The organism is Streptomyces sp. RFCAC02 (assembly GCF_004193175.1).
GTDB lineage: Bacteria > Actinomycetota > Actinomycetes > Streptomycetales > Streptomycetaceae > Streptomyces.
This window is the reverse complement of sequence record NZ_SAUH01000001.1, coordinates 3,854,842-3,872,630: the sequence shown is the minus strand read 5'-3', so window position 1 is coordinate 3,872,630 and position 17,789 is coordinate 3,854,842. Positions and strand designations below refer to the sequence as shown.

The following is a 17,789-nucleotide window of genomic DNA, read 5'->3' as shown; positions in this document are numbered from 1 at the left end:
GGTGCCCGCATCACAGAACGCCGTAACGCAATACGGGCACCTGCTCGATCAGCACACGGAGGATCTATGAAGATCGCGGACCGCAGCGGCGCGGCCGCCTCGAAGAGCGCCGCAGGCAAACCGGACAGCCAGGAACGTTTCGACTCGGTACGGGGGCGCGTCGGCCTGGGGCTCGGCCCTCTCGCCCTCGGCCTGATGCTCCTGGTCACCGGGGGCCTCGCGTGGGAGCAGCGGGCGCTGGCCGCCGTGCTCTGCCTGATGGTCGTCTGGTGGGTGACCGAGGCCATACCCCTGGCCGCCACGGCGCTGTTCGGCATCGTCCTGTGCGTCCTCATGGGCGTGAGCGACGAGGACACCGTCTTCGGGGCGTTCGGCAACGACACGATCTTCACGTTCCTGGGCGGCTTCGTCATCGCCAGGTCCATGACCGTGCACGGTCTCGACAAACGCATCGCGCTCCGCGTGCTGTCCACGGGCGGAGTGGTCCGCTCCCCCGTCCGCACCGTGATCGCCTTCGGCGCGATCGCGTGCGTCATCTCGGCGTTCGTCTCGAACACCGCCACCGTCGCCATGCTGTTCCCGATCGGCATCGGCATCGTGCGGGCGGTCAGCACGATCAACACCGAGAAGGGCGGGCAGGACCTGCATCACTCGCGGTGGTCCACGTCGCTGATGCTGATGATCGCCTACGCCGGCTCCATCGGCGGCCTGCTCACGCCCATCGGCGCCCCGCACCAGCTCATCGGGCGCGACCTCGTCGAGGAGCAGACCGGCAAGACGGTCAACTTCGTCGAGTGGGTGCTGGTGTTCGCCCCGGTCGTGCTGGTGATGTTCGTCGCGCTGTGTCTCGTGCTGCTCCGGCTCAACCGCCCCGAGGTCCGCGAACTGAGCGGCGCCGAGGCGTACGTGGCCGGGCAGCGCGCCGAACTCGGGGCGTTCTCCCGGGGCGAGGCCAACACGTGCGTCGCGTTCGCCGTCGCCGTCGTGGGATGGACGCTGCCGGGCATATCCAGCCTGTTCCTCGGCGACGACCACGAGGCCGTCACGTGGATGCACGAGCACCTGACCGAGGGCGTCGCGGCGATCGTCGCGGCAACACTGCTGTTCCTGCTGCCGCTCGGCAGCACCGGCGGCTCCGCACGGCGGGCGCCCACGCTCACGTGGAACGAGGCGGTGAAGATCGACTGGGGTGTCATCCTGCTGTTCGGCGCGGGCACGGTGGTGGGGTCGCTGTCCTCGGAGACCGGCCTCGCCGAGACCATGGGCACCTCACTCGCCGACCACCTGGGAGTGTCGTCGCTGGTCTCGATCACGATTCTCGCGGCGGTGGCCGGACTGCTCATCTCCGAGACCACCAGCAACACCGCGAGCGCCGGGATCGTGGTGCCCATCGTGGTGCCGATCGCGGTCGCGATGGACGTCAACCCGCTGATCCCGGGCCTGGCCGCCACGGCCGCCGCCGGGTACGGCTTCATGCTGCCGGTGTCCACGCCGCCGAACGCCATCGTCTACGGCTCGGGGATGGTGCCCATGACGCGGATGATCCGCAGCGGGCTCGTCTTCGACCTCATCGGCGTGACCGTCCTCGTCATCGGCCTCCTGACGATGACACCGCTCGTCGGTCTGTGACCTCTCCACCGCCGGGCACCGTTCGTCCGCCCGGCACACCTGCCAACGCACCACACCTCTGAGGAGATCCATGTCCACCCCGCTCGGCCGGCTCGCCCACCTCATCGTCTCGCACGGGGGATCGCCCCTGCCCGACGACGTCAGGGAGGCCGCACGACGCACCCTCTACAACGTGCTCGCGACGACCGTCGGCGCCGCGCGCGAGCCGGCGACGGATGTCGTCGCCGCGACGGCGGCCGGGTTCGGCGCGGGCGACACCCCGTCGCCGGGGCGTACGGAACGGCTCAAGCCGCTGGACGCCGCGCTCCTGACGGGCACCGCGGCACACCTGGACGACTACGACGACACGCACCTGTCCACGGTCATCCACCCGGGGGCGGTGGGTCTCGGCGCGCTGGTCGGGCTGGCCGGCCTGTCGGAGAAGGCGGGCGACGCGGACGCCGACGAGGTGCTCGCGGCCTTCGCCTGGGGCGTGGAGGCGCAACTGCGTCTCGGGGTGGCGATCTCGCCCGAGCACTACGACGCCGGCTGGCACATCACCGGCACCTGCGGCGCGGTGGGTGCGGCGGTCACCGCCGGGCTGCTGCTGAACCTCGGGGCGGAGGACCTCCGTGTCGCGCTGGAGTGGGCGGTCGAGGGCGGGCTCGGCAACCGGGAGGGCTTCGGCTCGATGACCAAGCCCTTCCACCCGGGCAAGGCGGCGGTCAACGGACTGCGGGCGGCGTGGGACGTGGCCGCCGGGTCCGGCGGCACGGGACCCGGCGACTCCCTCACCGGCCCCGACGGGCTGGTCGGGCGGCTCGCGCGGGGGAAGTTCGACCCGGAGGCGCTGCTGAGTGACGTGGGGCGGCGCTGGGAGCTGCTGCACAACACGTTCAAGCCCTATCCGTGCGGGATCGTCACGCATCCGGCGATCGAGGCCGCGGAGGCGCTGCACGCGGAGCTGGCCGGGCGGGGCGGGCCGGACGCGGTGCGGGCGATCCGGCTGGTCTGCCACCCGCTCGTCCCGGAGCTGACGGGGAACGTGCAGCCGGTGGACGGGCTCCAGGCCCGGTTCTCCACCGCCCACGGCGTGGCGGCGGGGCTGCTGCGGCCGAGGGTGGACCTCGCGGCGTACTCCGACGCGTTCGTGGTGTCCGAACCGGCGCGGCGGCTGCGTGCGCTCGTGGACTTCGCGCCGACGGAGGAGTGCGGGCGGGACGCGGCCGGGATCACGGTCACGCTCGCCGACGGCGGCGTGCTCACCCACGAGGTGACGCACGCGCGGGGCAGTCTGGCGCGGCCGCTCACGGACGAGGAGCTGAAGACCAAGGCCCGGGGGCTCGTCGACCGGGTGCGCGCCGGGGGCGCGGACGCGCTCGACGCGGCGACGCGGCGCGAAGGTCCCGGCTTCCTGCGCGGGCTGCTGGCGGCGGCCGAACCCGACGCCGTGGCGGGTGCCGGGGCGGACGGCGCGCCGTCGGAGGTGCCCGCCATGGACGGGGCGGGGGAGGAACACGCGCTCGCCGACCTCCTGGCCGACGTGGCGACACTGCCCGCCGGCCACCGGAACGCCGAAGCGGTGCGCGGGCTCCTGGCGGAGGGCGTCCGCCTCCGGCGGGACGTCGTCGCCGACGACGAGCGGGAGCGCGCCGGGGCCGTCGCCGAGAAGCTCGTCCTGTCCGGGTACCGGCCCGCCGTGGCCGCGGCGGTGGCGCCCTGCACCGCGGAGGACCTCTCCGGCCCGGACGCCGCGCGGGCGGTGGCGGTGGCGCTCGCCGTCACCTCGCGGCTCGCGGCACGGCTGGAGGTGGGTGTGGACCGTCTCCCCGGCTTCGCCGCCGGGCTCGCGGCCATCGCGGCGCGGCGGCCGGCGCCGCACACGGCGCTGATGGCCATCGGCCTGGCGGGCACGCAGACGACGGGCGTCGCGGGGCCGGCGGCCGCACGCTCCGTCGATGCCCGGCGCGCGCGGCTCGCGGCGGCCGACGCGGTGACGACGACGGCGCTGGCCGAGGGCGGATTCACCGGCCCCGCACGGCCGCTGACGGGACGCCGCGGCCTGCTGAGTCTGCTCGCGCGGCGGGCGGAGCCGCTGCTGACCGGGGCGGATCCGCTGGACGATCCGGCGCTCGACACCCTGCTCGGCGCACCGCGGGCCGGCGAGACGCTGTGAGCGGTACGCGATCGCGCTGCGCCGTACTGGACGACCTCCAGGGGGTGGCGACGGCCATGGCCGACTGGTCGTCCCTCTCGGACCGGGTCGAAGTGGTCGGCTTCACCGAGCACATCGGCACCGAGGACGAGCTGGCGGAGGCGCTCGCCGGGTTCGACATCGTCGTCACGCTGCGCGAGCGCGTGCCCTTCCCGGCGTCGCTGCTCGCCCGGCTGCCACGGCTCAGGCTGCTGGTCGCCACGGGGACGCGGAACTCGGTGATCGACCTCGCCGCGGCCGAACGGTACGGCGTGACGGTCTGCGGCACGGCCAGCTCGCCGACGCCGCCGGTCGAGCTGGCCTGGGCGCTGATCCTCGGCCTGGCCCGTGGCGTGGTCGCCGAGAACACCGCGCTGCGCGGCGGCGGCCCCTGGCAGAGCACCCTCGGCGCGGACCTGCACGGCCGCCGCCTCGGGCTGCTCGGGCTCGGAAAGGTCGGCAGCCGGATGGCCCGGGTCGGCCTCGCCTTCGGCATGGAGGTGGTGGCCTGGAGCCGGAACCTCACCCGGGAACGGACCGACGCGGCCGGGGTGGCACTGGCCGCGTCCCTGGAGGAGCTGCTGAGCACGAGCGACGTGGTCTCCGTCCACCTGGCGCTGAGCGACCGGACCCGCGGGCTGCTCGGTGCCAGGGAGCTGGCCTGGCTCAAGCCGACCGCCTATCTGGTGAACACCTCCCGGGCCGCCATCGTCGACCAGGAGGCGCTGATCGACGTGCTGGAGCGGGGCGCCATCGCCGGCGCCGGCCTCGACGTGTTCGAGACCGAGCCCCTGCCCGCGGACCATCCGCTGCGCTCGACTCCCTGCCTGCTGGCGACCCCGCACCTCGGCTATGTCACCGAGGGCAACTACCGCCGCTACTACGGCGACGCCGTCGAGGACATCGAGGCGTTCCTCGCGGGCTCGCCGATCCGCAGGCTCGGCTGACCGGCGCGGGAGCCCCCACCGGCGCACCCGGTGAGGGCTTCCGCGCGCCGGTGTTTACGCCGGCGAAGCGTCCGCTCGGGTGGACTCGGGGGGTGCGGGCCGCTGTGGTCCGCAGGAGTTCCGGAGGGCTTGTCATGCAGCGTTCTCCCTTGTCCCGCAGGTCCGTGCTCGCCGTGGGGGCGGGCGTCGGAGTGTCCGGGGTGATGGCCGGCCGTGCGGTCGCGGCCGACGTGTCGACGCGAGGAGGTGGCGGGGGGCTCGTCCTCGATTACCGGCCCGCCCAGCCCACCGGCTGGCCTGTCACGCCCGGGAAGTCGTTCGCGACCACCCTCGGCGGGAATGTCACGGCGGCAGAGTTCGACTTCGGCGGGCGGCGGTACAGCGTCGGGCTGTCGGCTCCCGATCCCGTGTACATCGAGGCGCCGTCCGATCCGGACCTCGCGTTCGAGAGCACGCTCGAAGCCGGGTTCGGCGAGCACTACGCGTTCCGTTACCTCGGTGGGCTTCCGAGAGGGGCGGCGTTCAGCGTCCAGTGCCACAGTGTGTTCGCGACCGGTCCGACGGACGAGTTCCCGCAGACGTCGTTCGGCGGCGGGGTCTACGCCGAGTACCTGCCGGGCGGTTCCGGCGGTGGGGACGCGCTGCGCTGGATACAGGTCGCCCGGTGGCTCGGGGCCGGGAGCGGGATGCCGAGCCGGGTCGACAACTTCGACCGCGCCAACCCGTTCTACCTGTACGGCGGCTCGACGTCCGTGGACGGCCGCCGGGTCTGCAACTTCCACGACATCCCGCAGAAGTCCGTGGACGGCACGATGACGCTGGACGACGGCTTCGTCGCCGAGGCGTTCCTCGCGCGCGACACCGGACGTACGGACGGCGCGGGCCGCGGTGTCGTCGAGCTGCTCGGCGGTCTGCGGTACGGCTGGCAGGTCGAGGAGGTCCAGGGTCTGTCCGACGGGTCCTAGCAGGACGGGTCGCCCGGCAGGACGACGGTCACGACGAGGCCGCCGTCCTGCCGGGCCGTCGCGGTGACCTCCCCGCCGTGGACGAGGGCGGTCGAGCGGACGATCGACAGGCCGAGACCGGCGCCCCGGGCACCCACCAGGCGTTCGGCGCCGAACCTGCGGAACGGTTCGAAGAGCGTCGGCACCTCGCCGGGCGGGACGACCGGGCCGCTGTTGGACACCGTCACCTCGGCCCGTCCGTCGTCCCGCGTGCGGGCGGTGATCCGCACCCAGCCGCCCGCTCCCGTGTTGTGGCGCAGGCCGTTCTCCACCAGGTTGTGCACCAGCCGCTCCAGAAGCAGCGCGTCGCCCGTCGTGGGGGCCGGGGACGACGCCTCGTGCAGGGCGATCCCGGCGCGGTCCGCCTCGGGTGCGTGCAGTTCCGCGACGTGGGCCGCGATGTCGGCCAGGTCGACGGGCCGCCGGTCCGGTATCTCCTGTTCGGAGCCCGCGAGCAGCAGAAGGCCGCTGATCAGCCGCTCGTGCGACGCGTTGAGTTCGAGCAGTTGGCCGCCGAGCCGCCGCGTGTCGGCGGAGGCGTCCTCCTCGCTGACGGCCAGCTCGACGAGGGCGCGGCCCAGCGTGAGCGGGGTGCGCAGTTCGTGCGAGGCGTTGGCGACGAAGCGGCGCTGGCCGTCGAAGGAGCGGTCGAGGCGTTCGACCATCGTGTTGAAGGCGTGCGCGAGGTCCTTCACCTCGTCGTCCGGGCCGCGCAGCGCGATCCGTTCGTGCAGTCCCCGGCCCGCGGCCGGGGCGTCCGCGATGCGCAGGGCGGTCTCGGTGACCCGGTGCAGGGGTGCGAGGACCCGGCCGGCGACCAGCCGGCCGCAGACGGCGGCCGCGCCGGTGACCGCCAGCAGCGCCAGGCCGCCCTGGACGAGCACGGTGCGGGTGGCGTTGTCGTTCAGCCGCGTCCGCTGCCCCCGCAGCCACTCGTCCGCGGCGTCGCCGTGGAGCACGGTGCCGTCCTCGGTGACGGCGTCCCTGGCGGCGGGGCCGGTGGGTGTGCCGCCGGCCGTGTCGGGTGCGGCCGACAGGTCAACGTCCAGCCGGTGGTCCACCAGGACGTACGTGATGCCGAGGAGCACCACCCCCGCCGCGAGGAACAGGCCGCCGTAGATCAGGGTGAACCGGGTGGTCAGCCCCATGCGGCGCGGCCCCCTCACGGGATGCGGTACCCGACGCCGATCACCGTCTCGATCACGGGCGGGTCGCCCAGTTTGCGGCGGAGCTTCAGGACGGCGAGCCGTACGGCCCTGGTGAACGGGTCGGCGTGCTCGTCCCATGCCTTCTCCAGCAGGTGTTCGGTGGACACGGCGGCGCCCTCCGCGCGCATCAGTTCGGCGAGGACCGCGAACTCCTTGCGCGACAGCGGTATGTAGCGCCTGTCGCGGAACACCTCGCGGCGCGCCTGGTCCAGGGTGATGCCGGCCCGGCGCAGCACCGGCGGGACGGCGGGGCGCGTACGGCGGCCCAGGGCGACGATGCGGGCGGCGAGCTCGGGGAAGGCGAACGGCTTGGTGAGGTAGTCGTCCGCGCCCAGGCCGAGGCCCGCCACGCGGTCGGTGACCTCGGCGGCGGCCGTGAGCATGAGCACGCGGGCGGTGCCGCCGGTGGCGACGAGCCGCCGGCAGACGTCGTCGCCGTGCACCACGGGCAGGTCGCGGTCCAGGACGAGCACGTCGTAGTCGTTGACCGTGGCGCGCTCCAGGGCCGAGGCGCCGTCGTGGGCGATGTCGACGGCGTGTGCCTCGCGCCGCAGCCAGCGGGCGATCGTCGTCGCGAGCAGGGGATCGTCCTCCACCACCAGCACCCGCATCCCCGTGTCCCCGTCTCTCTCCCGCGTGGCGTTCCGTCGCGGACATTGTTGCCGGGCCGGTGTTTCCGTCGCGTATGGAAACCCTGTGGAAGCCCCCCGCCGGGTTTCGTCGGTCCCGCGGCGTCCAGCAGGGCGCAGCGGAACGGACAAGGAGACCTGACGATGCGCGCAGGACGGCGTGGGGCGCTGGCGGTGCTGCCCCTGATCTGGGCACTGGCCCTGACGGGCTGTGACAGCGGCGGGAGCGGCGTCGAGGTGGCGTCGGCCGAGAACGGTGGCACGGGCGGCGGCTCGGCGGAGACCGAGGACCTGGACCCGGACGAGATGGCCCAGAGGTTCGCGGAATGCCTGCGGGAACACGGGGTCGAGGTGGAGGACCCGCAGCCCGGAGGCGGCCTCGACGTGGACGCGGACGCGCTGGGACTCGACCAGGGCACCGTGGACGCGGCCACGGAGGCGTGCCGGGAGTACGACCCGGCGGTGAGCGGGCCGGCGGGCGAGGAACCGCCGCCGGAGGCACAGGAGTACATGCTGCAGTTCGCGGAATGCATGCGGGAGAACGGCGTGGACGACTTCCCCGACCCGCAGTCCGGCGGGATCTCGCTCGACGGCGCCGTCATGTCCGATCCGGACTACGCGGCGGCCGACGAGGCGTGCCAGCGGCTTCTGCCGGACGGCGCCCAGCGCAGCGACGAGGTCGGACCCTCCGGGGGGAACGCGTGACGCGCGCACGGGCCGGGCGCCGCATCGCCCTCGCCACGGCCGTCCTGGTGGCCGCCGGCGGCGTCTTCCTCGCCCTGGACCGCGCCCGGGGCGGCGGCACGGAGGCGGCGGCCGACGCGCTGCCGTCCGAGACCGCCGAGGTGACCCGGCAGACCCTGGTCGACGTGACCACCGCGGACGGCCTCCTCGGCCACGGCCCGGCCACGACGGTCGGCAGCCGGCTGGCCGGCACGGTCACGGCGCTCCCGGCGGCCGACGCGGAGATCGGCCGCGGTGAGGCGCTCTTCGAGGTGGACGGACGGCCGGTGGTCCTGCTGTACGGCGGCACGCCCGCCTACCGGGACCTCGCGGTGGGCACGACGGGTCCCGACGTGGCGCAACTGGAGGAGAACCTCGACGAACTCGGCTACACCGGCTTCACGGTGGACGACGAGTTCACCGACGCGACGGCCGTCGCCGTACGGGAGTGGCAGGAGGACCTCGGGCTGCCCCTGACCGGCACGCTGGAGCTGGGCCGGGTGGCCTTCCTGTCCGGGCCGGTGCGGGTGGACAGCCTGGAGGCGGCCACGGGCGACCCGGTGACGCCCGACGCGGCGGTGCTGGCCGTCACCGGTACCGGACGGGCCGTCACCGTCGAGCTGGACGTGTCGGACCAGCGCCTGGTAGCGGAGGGCGTCGAGGTCGGTGTCCGGCTGCCGGACGACAGCGTGCAGCCGGGGACCGTCACGGCCGTCACCATGGAGATCAGGGCCGGTGAGGACGGCCAGGACATGCGTACGGTGATCGAGGCCGTGGTCGGGCTGGACGGCGACGAGGCCCAGGAGGCGGCGGCCGACTGGGCCCGCGCGGCCGTCCACGTCGAGTTCACCGCGGGCGAGCGCGAGGACGTGCTCACCGTGCCGGTGGCCGCGCTGCTGGCGCTGGCCGACGGCGGGTTCGGCGTCGAGGTGGTCGAGGGGGAGACGACACGCTACGTGCCCGTCGATGCCGGCCTGTTCAGTGACGGCCGGGTGGAGATCTCCGGCGACGGCATCACCGAGGGCATGACGGTGGGGATGCCGGCGTGATCGAACTGACCGACGCGACCAAGACGTACGCGGGCGGCGTCACCGCGCTCGACCGCGTGAACCTGAGCGTCGACGCCGGGGAGCTCGTCGCCGTCGTGGGGCCCTCCGGCTCCGGCAAGTCGACCATGCTGCACGTGCTCGGCACCCTGGACCGGCTGACGGCCGGCCGGCTGCGGATCGCGGGACACGAGGTCGGCCGGCTCCCGGACGCGCAGCTCTCCGCGCTGCGGGCGCGCCACATCGGCTTCGTCTTCCAGCACTTCCACCTCGCCCCCGGTACGGCGGCCGTGGACAACGTGGCCGACGGGCTGCTCTACTCCGGGCTCCGGGTCGCGGAGCGCCGGCGGCGTGCGGCGGCGGCGCTCGAACGCGTCGGTCTCGGGCACCGCCTCGGCCACCGGCCGCACGAGCTGTCCGGCGGCGAGCGGCAGCGTGTCGCCATCGCGCGGGCGGTCTCGGGCGCCCCCGCGCTGCTGCTCGCGGACGAGCCGACCGGCGCCCTGGACTCGGTGTCCGGCGCGGGGGTGATGCGGCTGCTGCGCGAGCTGAACGCCGAGGGCGCCACCGTGGTGATCATCACGCACGACCGGGAGATCGCCGACGCGCTGCCCCGGCGGGTGCTGCTGCGCGACGGCCGGCTGGTCGCGGACTCCGCCGTGGCGGTGGACCGGTGACCGGCGGCGCGGCGCCCGGGGACGCCTCCCCCGCTCTGCGTCCGGCCGGGATGCGGCCGCGGGACGTCGTCGTGGCGGGCATGACCGGGCTGCGGACGCGACCGCTGCGCACGTTCCTCTCCGCGCTCGGCATCGCCATCGGCATCGCGGCGATGGTCGCGGTGGTGGGCATCTCGGCGTCGTCCAGGGCGGATCTGGACCGGACCCTGGCCTCGCTCGGCACGAATCTGCTGACGGTATCCCCCGGCAGCACGATGACGGGCGGCACGGCCGTCCTCCCCGACACGGCCGAGGAGATGATCGGGCGCGTCGGGCCGGTGCGGTCGGTGTCCGCCACCGGCGTGGTCGCGGACGCTGCCGTGTACCGCACGGACCGGATCGCGGAGGCGGAGACCGGCGGCATCACCACCGTCGCCGCCCGCGTGAGCCTGCCGGCCACGACGGGTGCCCGGGTCCGCGCCGGCACGTGGCTCAACGAGGCCACCGCCGGCTACCCGGCCGTGGTGCTCGGCGCGACGGCGGCGGAACGGCTCGGCATCACCGACGCCGCCTCGGGGGTCCGGGTGCTGGTCGGCGGCGAGTGGTTCACGGTCGTCGGCATCCTCGAACCGGCGCCGCTGGCCCCCGAGCTGGACACGGCGGCCCTGGTCGGCTGGCCGGTGGCCGAGGAGCGTCTCGGCTTCGACGGGCACCCGACGACCATCTGGACCCGCACGGCGGACGACGCGGTCGAGGACGTCCAAGCGGTGCTCGGGGCGACGGCGAACCCCGAGTCGCCCGGGGAGGTACGGGTCTCCCGGCCGTCCGACGCCCTGGTGGCGCGGCGGGCGGCGGGCGAGGCGTTCACCCGGCTGCTGCTCGGCATCGGCGGGGTGGCGCTGCTCGTCGGCGGGGTCGGGGTGGCCAACACGATGGTGATCTCGGTGCTGGAGCGCCGCGGTGAGATCGGGCTGCGGCGCTCGCTCGGCGCCACGCGCGGCCAGATCCGCACCCAGTTCCTCGCGGAGTCGCTGCTGCTGTCCGCGCTCGGCGCGGCCGGCGGGGTGGTGCTCGGAACCGCGGCCACCGCCGGTTACGCGCTGTCGCAGGGCTTCCCGACCGTCGTGTCGCCGACCGCCGCGCTCGGTGGTCTCGCCGCCACGCTGGTCATCGGCGCCCTGGCCGGGCTGTACCCGGCCCTGCGCGCGGCCCGGCTGTCGCCGACGGAGGCGCTGGCCGCGCGGTAGCGGTCCTGCCGGCCGCCCGGTCCCGGTGCCGGGGTCAGGCGGCCTGCAGGGCGTCGTCGGCCCGGGCGAGGACCGTGTTGAGGACACGGCCGGCCGCCGCCAGGTCCGCTTCGGACAAGTCGCCCCACAGGCGTCCGGTGATCTCCGTCGTGGCGGCGCGGACGCGGGCGAACTCTGCTTTCCCCTGCTCGGTCGCCGCCACCGCGCCGGCCGGTGTCTCGTGCGCATGGCCGGCCGCGGTGAGCTCGCCGAGGCGGGCGCGCGCGTCGTCCGGGGCGACCTTCCGTATGCCGGCGGCGTGCGCGGTGAAGGCATCGGCGGTGCCGGTGCGCTCGCCGTTCACGAGCAGCGTGAGGGTGACCCACTGCGCCTCGGTGAGGCCGGTGTCCGCGAGGTGCCGGGTGAGGATCGCGTTGAGGGCCTTCTCGGTCTGGCCGATGAGCCGCGAGCCGAAGGGCATGCCGTCCATGATGCCGTCCAATCATTAGTCCGACCAACGTCCTTGACGGACACGACGATAGATCGTTGGTCGGACTAACGCAAGTGGCGGTGGCAGCTTCCTGTCGGCGGATTGCAGCGTCATGCCGCTCCCGGCCCCTACGACCGCGCGGGACTCGTCGGCATCGTTCCGTAGCGGGGGGAGCCCCCCACGGAGACCGCAACGCGCAGGAAGGGAAGTGCTCCGTGACCGAGAAGATCCTCGCCCGGAACGCCGGCACCGGAGGGCCGCTCGACGAGTGCGCCGAGGGACGTGTCGCCCGGGGTGCACTGCCGGTGGCCGCCACCCCGGTGATCGTCGGGGCCGCCGGCGCCATCGTCATCGCCTACGCCGCCGGCCGCATCGCCGGCGAGCTGCGGCCCGTCGAGAACTGACCAGGGGAAGGACCCGCCATGACCGCACCCACGACCGTCGCCGCCGTCCTCGACTCCGTCGCCGACCTGCGGGAGGACTCCGCCGGGTCAGCCCCCGGCGGCGCGCGGCCCGTACTCGCCACGCCGACGCTGGCCATCGTCCTCGTCGCCGGCTTCGCCGGCGGCTACGCGTTCGCCACCGCCATCGGCGACACCCGGCCGGTCGAGAACTGAGCCGCGCCGCCCGACCCAAGACACCGGAGGTACGCACCGTGTCCCGAGAGACCGCCCACCTGAACCGGTCCGCCCTGCTGGCGGACATCGCCGTCGACGACCCGGACGGCCGGATCACCATGGCCGCCAAGCCGATCATGTCCACGCCCGCCGTGCTCGCGGGCGTCGCCATCGGCTACGCGATGCTCAACGCCTTCGAGGCCGGCCGCTCCGGCGGCCCGCTCCGCCCGGCCTCCTGACCGCGACAGGCCGGCCGGCCGCCGCACCACCGCGGCCGGCCGGCCCCGCGTCCGCCCGGTACCGCCGTCCCGCCCAGGAGACCGCCATGAAACCGCCCCTCGTCCCGCCCCGCGCGCGCCTGTCCGCGCTGTCCGGTCCGATCCCCCTCACCCGTTCCCAGGCCCTGGGCGCCTCCGAGCGGCTTGCCGCGGCCACCTCCCTCGTGAGCAGCCTGGAGCACCTGGCCAACCGCCGCCACACCCGGCCCGGCGGCCTCAACCACTGGGCCATCGCCCGGGAGGCGTACGCCGCCCGCAGCCGGCCCCTGCGCACGGTCCTCGACCTCACCGCACGCCCCGGAACCACCCGCGCCCTGCACTACGGCCGGATCGCTGCCAGTGCCGCGCTGCTGCTCCCCGGCAACAGCCGCGTGCGTGGGGCCGCGAACCTGTTCCTCGGGCTGTCGGGCGCCCTCCTCTATCCCACGCACCGCTACGGCACGGACGGTTCCGACCAGGCGTCCGGCCTCGTGCAGACCGCGACCGGGCTGGCCCGCCTGTCGTCCTCGTCCCAGGTGCGGGACGCCCTGCTGTGGTACGTCGCGGTCCAGTCCAGCCTGTCCTACGCCGTGTCGGGCTGGGTGAAACTGCTCGGCCGGGACTGGCGGAACGGTTCGGCGCTCGGCGGCGTCATGCGCACCAGGACGTACGGCGAGCGGCACGCCTGGCAGCTCACGCAGCGCTACCCCAGGACGGCGCGCACGGTCGCGCACGGGGTGCTCGCGCTGGAGTGCCTCTTCCCCGTCGTCTACCTGAAGGGCGGCGCGCTGGCCCGTCCCGTACTGGCGAGCGCCGCTTCGTTCCACGTCGCCAACGGCTTCGTGATGGGCCTCGGCAGGTTCGTGACGTCGTTCACCGCGATGCACCCGGCGGTGGCCTACACGAGCGCGCCGCGCAGCCATCCGGCGGTCGCCGGCAGGGACGACCGGCTCCCGGCCGTCACCGGTGCCCTCGCCGCAGCCGGGGCCGTCGCCGCCGGCGCGCTGGCCGTCGCGCGCCGCCTGCGCGCCACCGACACGCGCGGCGGCGCCACGGTGACGACCCGCCACGGCAACGAGCTGGCCCACGAGGGCGTGATCCGCCCCGACCGCACGGACCCCGTACTGGTGCACGTCCACGGCCTCGCCGCCACGCCCGCGCACTTCGGCTGGTACGTCCGGGCCGCGCGCGAGGGCGGCGACCAGGACTGGCTGCTCTACAGCCGCGCCGGGTACGGACCGAGCCGGCGCCGCGCCCGGCACGCGTACACGCTGGGCGAGTCGGCCGACGACCTCGTCGACCTGGTCGCGGCGTGCGTGCCGGCGGGGCGGCGGGTCGTCCTCGTCGGACACTCCCTCGGCGGCGAGATCGCGCGGCGCGCCGCCCCGCGGCTCGGCGGGCGGCTGCACGCCGTCGTCTACCTCGACAGCTCCCACCCGGCGGAACTGAACCGCTCGCACCAGCAGCACGAGACCGCCGAGCACGTCGGCGCCGCGCTGCGGACGTTCACCGTCTCGCTCCGCGCGGGCCTCGGCGCGCTGCTCGCGCGGCCCGAGTGGCTGGAGAACCTGCCGGCCGCGCTGCGCCGCCGGGCGATGGCGGAGTACGCCGACGCGCGGCTGTGGCGCGCGGCGCTGCGGGAGTGGCGGGCGGCGGAGGCCGAGTTCCTGGGACACGAGGGCGCGCTGCGGCCCGTCGACGCGCACGCGCTGGTCGTGTCGGCGCAGCACACCGTGGACCGCGACCCGGAACAGCTCCTCATGCACCGCGAGATCGCCGACGCCCACCGGGCGCCCGGCCGGATCGTGCGCACCGTCGTCGTCGAGGGCGCCGACCACGACGGGCTGCTGACGGACCCGCGCCTCGCCGCGGAGGCCGTCCGGCACCTGCGGGAGTTCCTGGCCGAGACCGCGCGGTCCGTCCGTACCGCCGCAGCGCCGAGGGAGCCGTGACCGTGATGAGCGCCGTACGTCCGCTGCTCGCCGCGCGTGCCCGTCTGGCCCGGCAGTTCACCGGCCCCGGGGGCGCCGCGCGTGTCGCCGCCGGCCTGGCCCTGCTGGGCACGGTGTGCGCGCAGCACCCGAACCAGGCGTTCAGCCGTGTGTCGCGGCTGGACACGTTCTCCGCGCTGCTGCCGAACTGGCGCTTCTTCGCGCCCAGTCCCGCGCAGCACGACTACCAGTTCCACTACCGCACGCTGGACACGGCCGGGGAGACCTCGCCGTGGGAGCCGGTCGAGGTGATCGCCGGGCGCAGGCCGCACCAGATCGTGTGGTTCCCGGGGCGGCGGCCGGAGAAGGCCGTCTTCGACCTCGGCACCGAGGTCCTGCACTTCCTCGACAAGGGCTTCGCCGCGGCCACGCGGACCCCGGCGTACCGCATCCTCTGCGGCTTCCTGCGCGCGGAGATCGAACGTGCCGGCCGGCCGGGCGTGAAGGGCTTCCAGTTCACGCTGCTGCGCACCGCCGGCTACGACGACGGCGAGGAGCCCGAGATCGTCTTCGTCTCCCCCTATACGCCGCTGCTGCCCGCCGCCTCCTGAGAGCGAGGGACCCCGTGCACGACACACCCGACACCACCACCGCCACGCTCACCGACCGCCCGGTGCCCGACATCGGGTACGGCAGGGTGTTCGCCGGCTTCTACGACCGGATCTTCCCGCGCGACGCGGGCGCCGAACGGACCGCCCGCACCCTGGCCGACTGGCACCCGGGCGGCCCGATCCTGGAGTTCGGGGTCGGCACCGGCCGCGTCGCCGTACCGCTGGCGCGCCTCGCCGGGCCGGTCACCGGCGTCGACTCGTCCCCCGAGATGCTGGAACGGCTGCGCACCGCCGTCGACCGGGCGGACGTCCCCGTCACACCGGTACACGACGACATCCGCACCTACACGGACGGCACCCGCTACGGCCTCGTCTACTGCGTGTGCGCCACCCTGTCCATGCTGCTGGACCCCGCCGACCAGCGGGCGGCCGTCGCCCGTGCCGCCGAACGGCTCGCGCCCGGCGGGACCCTCGTCGTCGAGACGCACAACCCGGCGTTCGTGCTGGACCTGCACGAGGGCAGGCGCCGCACCTCGTACTTCGCGCCCTACCCCGAGCCGGACACCGGGCTCCAGAGCCACTCGACGCTCCTGCCCGAGCGGGGCCTGTGGCACGTGTCGCACCTGTGGTTCGAGCCCGGCGGCACGCGTGTCGGCAGCGAGCTGAGCCGGCTCACCCCGCCGGCCGAGGTCGACGGGTACGCCGCGGCGGCGGGCCTGGTCCCGGTGTCCCGGCACGCCGACTGGGCGGGCACGCCGTTCGACCCGGCACACAGCCCCCTGTACGTCAGCCGCTACACCCGTCCCGCCGGTGACGACCGTGACCGCGGCTGAGGCGCCCGCGCCGGTCCGCAGCACCGTACGGGCCGCGGCGCGCGGCCAGCGCGGGACGCTGCTGGCCGGGGTGCTGCTCGGGGTGGCCGGTGTCGTCTCGACGCTCGCGCAGCCGGCCATCGTCGCCGACCTGATCGAGGCCGCCGGGCGGGGCGATCCGGTCGCGGGCGCGGTCGTGCTGCTGGCGGCGCTGTTCGTCCTGGACGCGGCCCTGTCCGCCGCGCAGGGCTACCTCATCGGCCGCGCCGGGGAGGCCATCGTCCGCGACGCCCGGGTCCTGCTCACCGGCCGGGTCCTGCGCGCGGAACTGGCCGCGCTGCACGCGCGGCGCCAGGGCGACATCCAGACGCGGCTGGTCTCCGACACCTCGCTGGTCAAGATCGCGCTGTCGCAGAGCCTCGCGCAGGTCGTCGTGAACGGTCTCGTCGTGGCGGGCGGCGTCGTCATGATGGCGTGGATCGACGTGTGGCTGCTCCTCATCACGGTCGGCTGCCTCGGCGCGGCGAGCGGCGGCTCGGTGTGGCTGGCCAGGGGGCTGCGCAAGGCGGCGCTCGTGAACCGGGAGGACGTGGGCGAGTTCGGCGCCGACCTGCAGCGGGTGCTGTCCGCCGTGACGACCGTCAAGGCGGCCGGGGCCGAAGGGCGCGAGCAGCGCCGGCTGGCCGGTCTCGCGGACCGCGCCCGCGCCTCCGGCGTCCGCGTCAGCGCGCTGGACGCCCTGCTGTCGCCCGCGATGAACGTCGGGCTGCAGGCGTCGCTCGCCGCCGTGATGGGGGCGGGGATGGCGCGGGTGGCGACCGGGTCGCTGTCGGCCGCCGACTTCACCGGCTTCGTGATGTACCTCTTCTACCTGGTGTCGCCGCTGGTCCTCGTCTTCATGGGGGTCGGCGCCTACCAGCAGGGCCGTGCCGCCATCCAGCGGGTGGACGAGCTGGCCGCGCTGCCACAGGAGGAACCGGAGGTGGCGGCGGGCCGTGGCGACGACGCCCCGGGGCGGGGCACCGGACCGGCCATCGCGTTCGAGGACGTGTGCTTCGGGTACGGGGGGCGGACCGTGCTGGACGGCGTGTCGTTCACCGTCCCGGCCCGTGGCCTGACCGCGCTCGTGGGGCCGTCGGGCGCCGGCAAGACGACCGTGTTCCAGCTCGTCGAACGGTTCTGGCGGCCCGAGCGGGGCACCGTACGGCTCGACGGCCGGGACATCGCCCGCCTGCCGCTCGCGGAGATCCGCGGCCGCGTCGGGTACGTGCAGCAGGACAGCCCCGCCATGCGCGGCACGCTGCGGGAGAACATCGCCTACGCGGCGCCGGACGCCACCGAGGCCGAGCTGGCCGAGGCGGTCGAACTGGCCGGGCTCGCCGACGTCGTGGCACGACTGCCGCAGGGCCTCGACACGCCGCTCGGCGACCAGGGCGTCGGCCTGTCGGGCGGGCAGCGCCAGCGCCTGTGCATCGCCCGCGCCCTGCTGCAGCGGCCGGACGTCATCCTGCTGGACGAGGCGACGTCCCAGCTCGACGCGGACGCCGAGGCCGCCCTGCGCGGCACCCTGCGGCGCATCGCCGGCCGCTGCGCCGTCGTGGCCATCGCGCACCGCTTCTCGACCGTCGCCGGCGCGGACAGCGTCATCGTGCTGGAGGACGGCAGGGTGCGGGCGACGGGCCGGCACGACGATCTGATGGCGCGTGACTCGCTCTACCGCAGGTTCGCCTCGGCGCACCTCGCGGGCGCGGCCCTGCCCGCGGGCGCCCGCTGAGCGGGGACGCGACCGACGGGCGACGACCCGAGGAGGGAGGCGACATGACATCCACG

At 74.9% G+C, this 17,789-nt stretch carries 18 protein-coding genes; 15 read left to right on the top strand and 3 right to left on the bottom strand.

What is annotated here, in order from left to right:
- Positions 1-66 precede the first annotated feature (66 nt).
- From EMA09_RS17950 to EMA09_RS17935, 4 genes are all read left to right on the top strand, one after another.
- Positions 67-1,629: a DASS family sodium-coupled anion symporter gene (locus EMA09_RS17950; protein ID WP_129842037.1), complete on the top strand. Its 1,563-nt coding sequence runs from the start codon at positions 67-69 to the stop codon at positions 1,627-1,629.
- Between the two features lie 70 nt (positions 1,630-1,699).
- The gene (locus tag EMA09_RS17945) at positions 1,700-3,784 is read left to right on the top strand and encodes an MmgE/PrpD family protein (RefSeq protein WP_129842036.1); all 2,085 of its coding nucleotides are present in this window, start codon (positions 1,700-1,702) and stop codon (positions 3,782-3,784) included.
- A 56-nt stretch (positions 3,785-3,840) separates the two neighbouring features.
- Entirely contained in the window at positions 3,841-4,749 is a 909-nt protein-coding gene (locus tag EMA09_RS17940; RefSeq protein ID WP_129844107.1) for a D-2-hydroxyacid dehydrogenase family protein, read from the top strand.
- 149 nt (positions 4,750-4,898) lie between these two features.
- Positions 4,899-5,714 (top strand): hypothetical protein, encoded by an 816-nt coding sequence (locus EMA09_RS17935; RefSeq protein WP_129842035.1) that lies wholly within the window; start codon positions 4,899-4,901, stop codon positions 5,712-5,714.
- Here the strand turns inward: EMA09_RS17935 and EMA09_RS17930 are convergent.
- Positions 5,711-6,901, bottom strand: a complete 1,191-nt coding sequence (locus EMA09_RS17930) for a HAMP domain-containing sensor histidine kinase (RefSeq protein ID WP_168220595.1) — start codon at positions 6,899-6,901, stop codon at positions 5,711-5,713. The two genes, EMA09_RS17935 and EMA09_RS17930, sit on opposite strands and share 4 nt — an antisense overlap.
- 14 nt (positions 6,902-6,915) lie before the next feature.
- Positions 6,916-7,572 (bottom strand): response regulator transcription factor, encoded by a 657-nt coding sequence (locus EMA09_RS17925; protein WP_129842033.1) that lies wholly within the window; start codon positions 7,570-7,572, stop codon positions 6,916-6,918.
- Between the two features lie 162 nt (positions 7,573-7,734).
- On the opposite strand from EMA09_RS17925, the gene EMA09_RS17920 reads away from it, so the two are divergent.
- From EMA09_RS17920 to EMA09_RS17905, 4 genes are read left to right on the top strand one after another with little or no spacing between them, the layout of a single operon-like run.
- Positions 7,735-8,295, top strand: coding sequence for a hypothetical protein (locus EMA09_RS17920; RefSeq protein ID WP_129842032.1), 561 nt, complete (start codon positions 7,735-7,737; stop codon positions 8,293-8,295).
- The gene (locus EMA09_RS17915; protein WP_129842031.1) at positions 8,292-9,362 is read left to right on the top strand and encodes a peptidoglycan-binding protein; all 1,071 of its coding nucleotides are present in this window, start codon (positions 8,292-8,294) and stop codon (positions 9,360-9,362) included. Before EMA09_RS17920 ends, EMA09_RS17915 begins: the two co-directional genes overlap by 4 nt.
- Complete coding sequence (locus tag EMA09_RS17910) at positions 9,359-10,036, top strand: ABC transporter ATP-binding protein (RefSeq protein WP_129842030.1); 678 nt, start codon at positions 9,359-9,361, stop codon at positions 10,034-10,036. Before EMA09_RS17915 ends, EMA09_RS17910 begins: the two co-directional genes overlap by 4 nt.
- 50 nt (positions 10,037-10,086) lie before the next feature.
- Positions 10,087-11,262, top strand: coding sequence for an ABC transporter permease (locus EMA09_RS17905; protein ID WP_129844106.1), 1,176 nt, complete (start codon positions 10,087-10,089; stop codon positions 11,260-11,262).
- A 34-nt stretch (positions 11,263-11,296) separates the two neighbouring features.
- Here the strand turns inward: EMA09_RS17905 and EMA09_RS17900 are convergent, their stop codons facing one another.
- Complete coding sequence (locus EMA09_RS17900) at positions 11,297-11,731, bottom strand: MarR family transcriptional regulator (protein WP_129842029.1); 435 nt, start codon at positions 11,729-11,731, stop codon at positions 11,297-11,299.
- Positions 11,732-11,946: 215 nt separating this feature from the next.
- Here EMA09_RS17900 and EMA09_RS17895 point away from each other — a divergent pair, with 215 nt between their 5' ends.
- From EMA09_RS17895 to EMA09_RS17865, 7 genes are all read left to right on the top strand, one after another.
- Positions 11,947-12,135, top strand: a complete 189-nt coding sequence (locus tag EMA09_RS17895; RefSeq protein WP_129842028.1) for a hypothetical protein — start codon at positions 11,947-11,949, stop codon at positions 12,133-12,135.
- Between the two features lie 18 nt (positions 12,136-12,153).
- Positions 12,154-12,348, top strand: coding sequence for a hypothetical protein (locus tag EMA09_RS17890; protein ID WP_129842027.1), 195 nt, complete (start codon positions 12,154-12,156; stop codon positions 12,346-12,348).
- Between the two features lie 38 nt (positions 12,349-12,386).
- Entirely contained in the window at positions 12,387-12,587 is a 201-nt protein-coding gene (locus tag EMA09_RS17885; RefSeq protein ID WP_129842026.1) for a hypothetical protein, read from the top strand.
- A gap of 86 nt (positions 12,588-12,673) precedes the next feature.
- Positions 12,674-14,557: an alpha/beta fold hydrolase gene (locus tag EMA09_RS17880; protein WP_240796453.1), complete on the top strand. Its 1,884-nt coding sequence runs from the start codon at positions 12,674-12,676 to the stop codon at positions 14,555-14,557.
- A 5-nt stretch (positions 14,558-14,562) separates the two neighbouring features.
- Complete coding sequence (locus tag EMA09_RS17875) at positions 14,563-15,147, top strand: hypothetical protein (protein ID WP_129842025.1); 585 nt, start codon at positions 14,563-14,565, stop codon at positions 15,145-15,147.
- 14 nt (positions 15,148-15,161) lie between these two features.
- Positions 15,162-15,980, top strand: a complete 819-nt coding sequence (locus EMA09_RS17870) for a class I SAM-dependent methyltransferase (RefSeq protein ID WP_129842024.1) — start codon at positions 15,162-15,164, stop codon at positions 15,978-15,980.
- A gap of 82 nt (positions 15,981-16,062) precedes the next feature.
- The gene (locus EMA09_RS17865; RefSeq protein ID WP_240796685.1) at positions 16,063-17,733 is read left to right on the top strand and encodes an ABC transporter ATP-binding protein; all 1,671 of its coding nucleotides are present in this window, start codon (positions 16,063-16,065) and stop codon (positions 17,731-17,733) included.
- Positions 17,734-17,789: the final 56 nt, after the last annotated feature.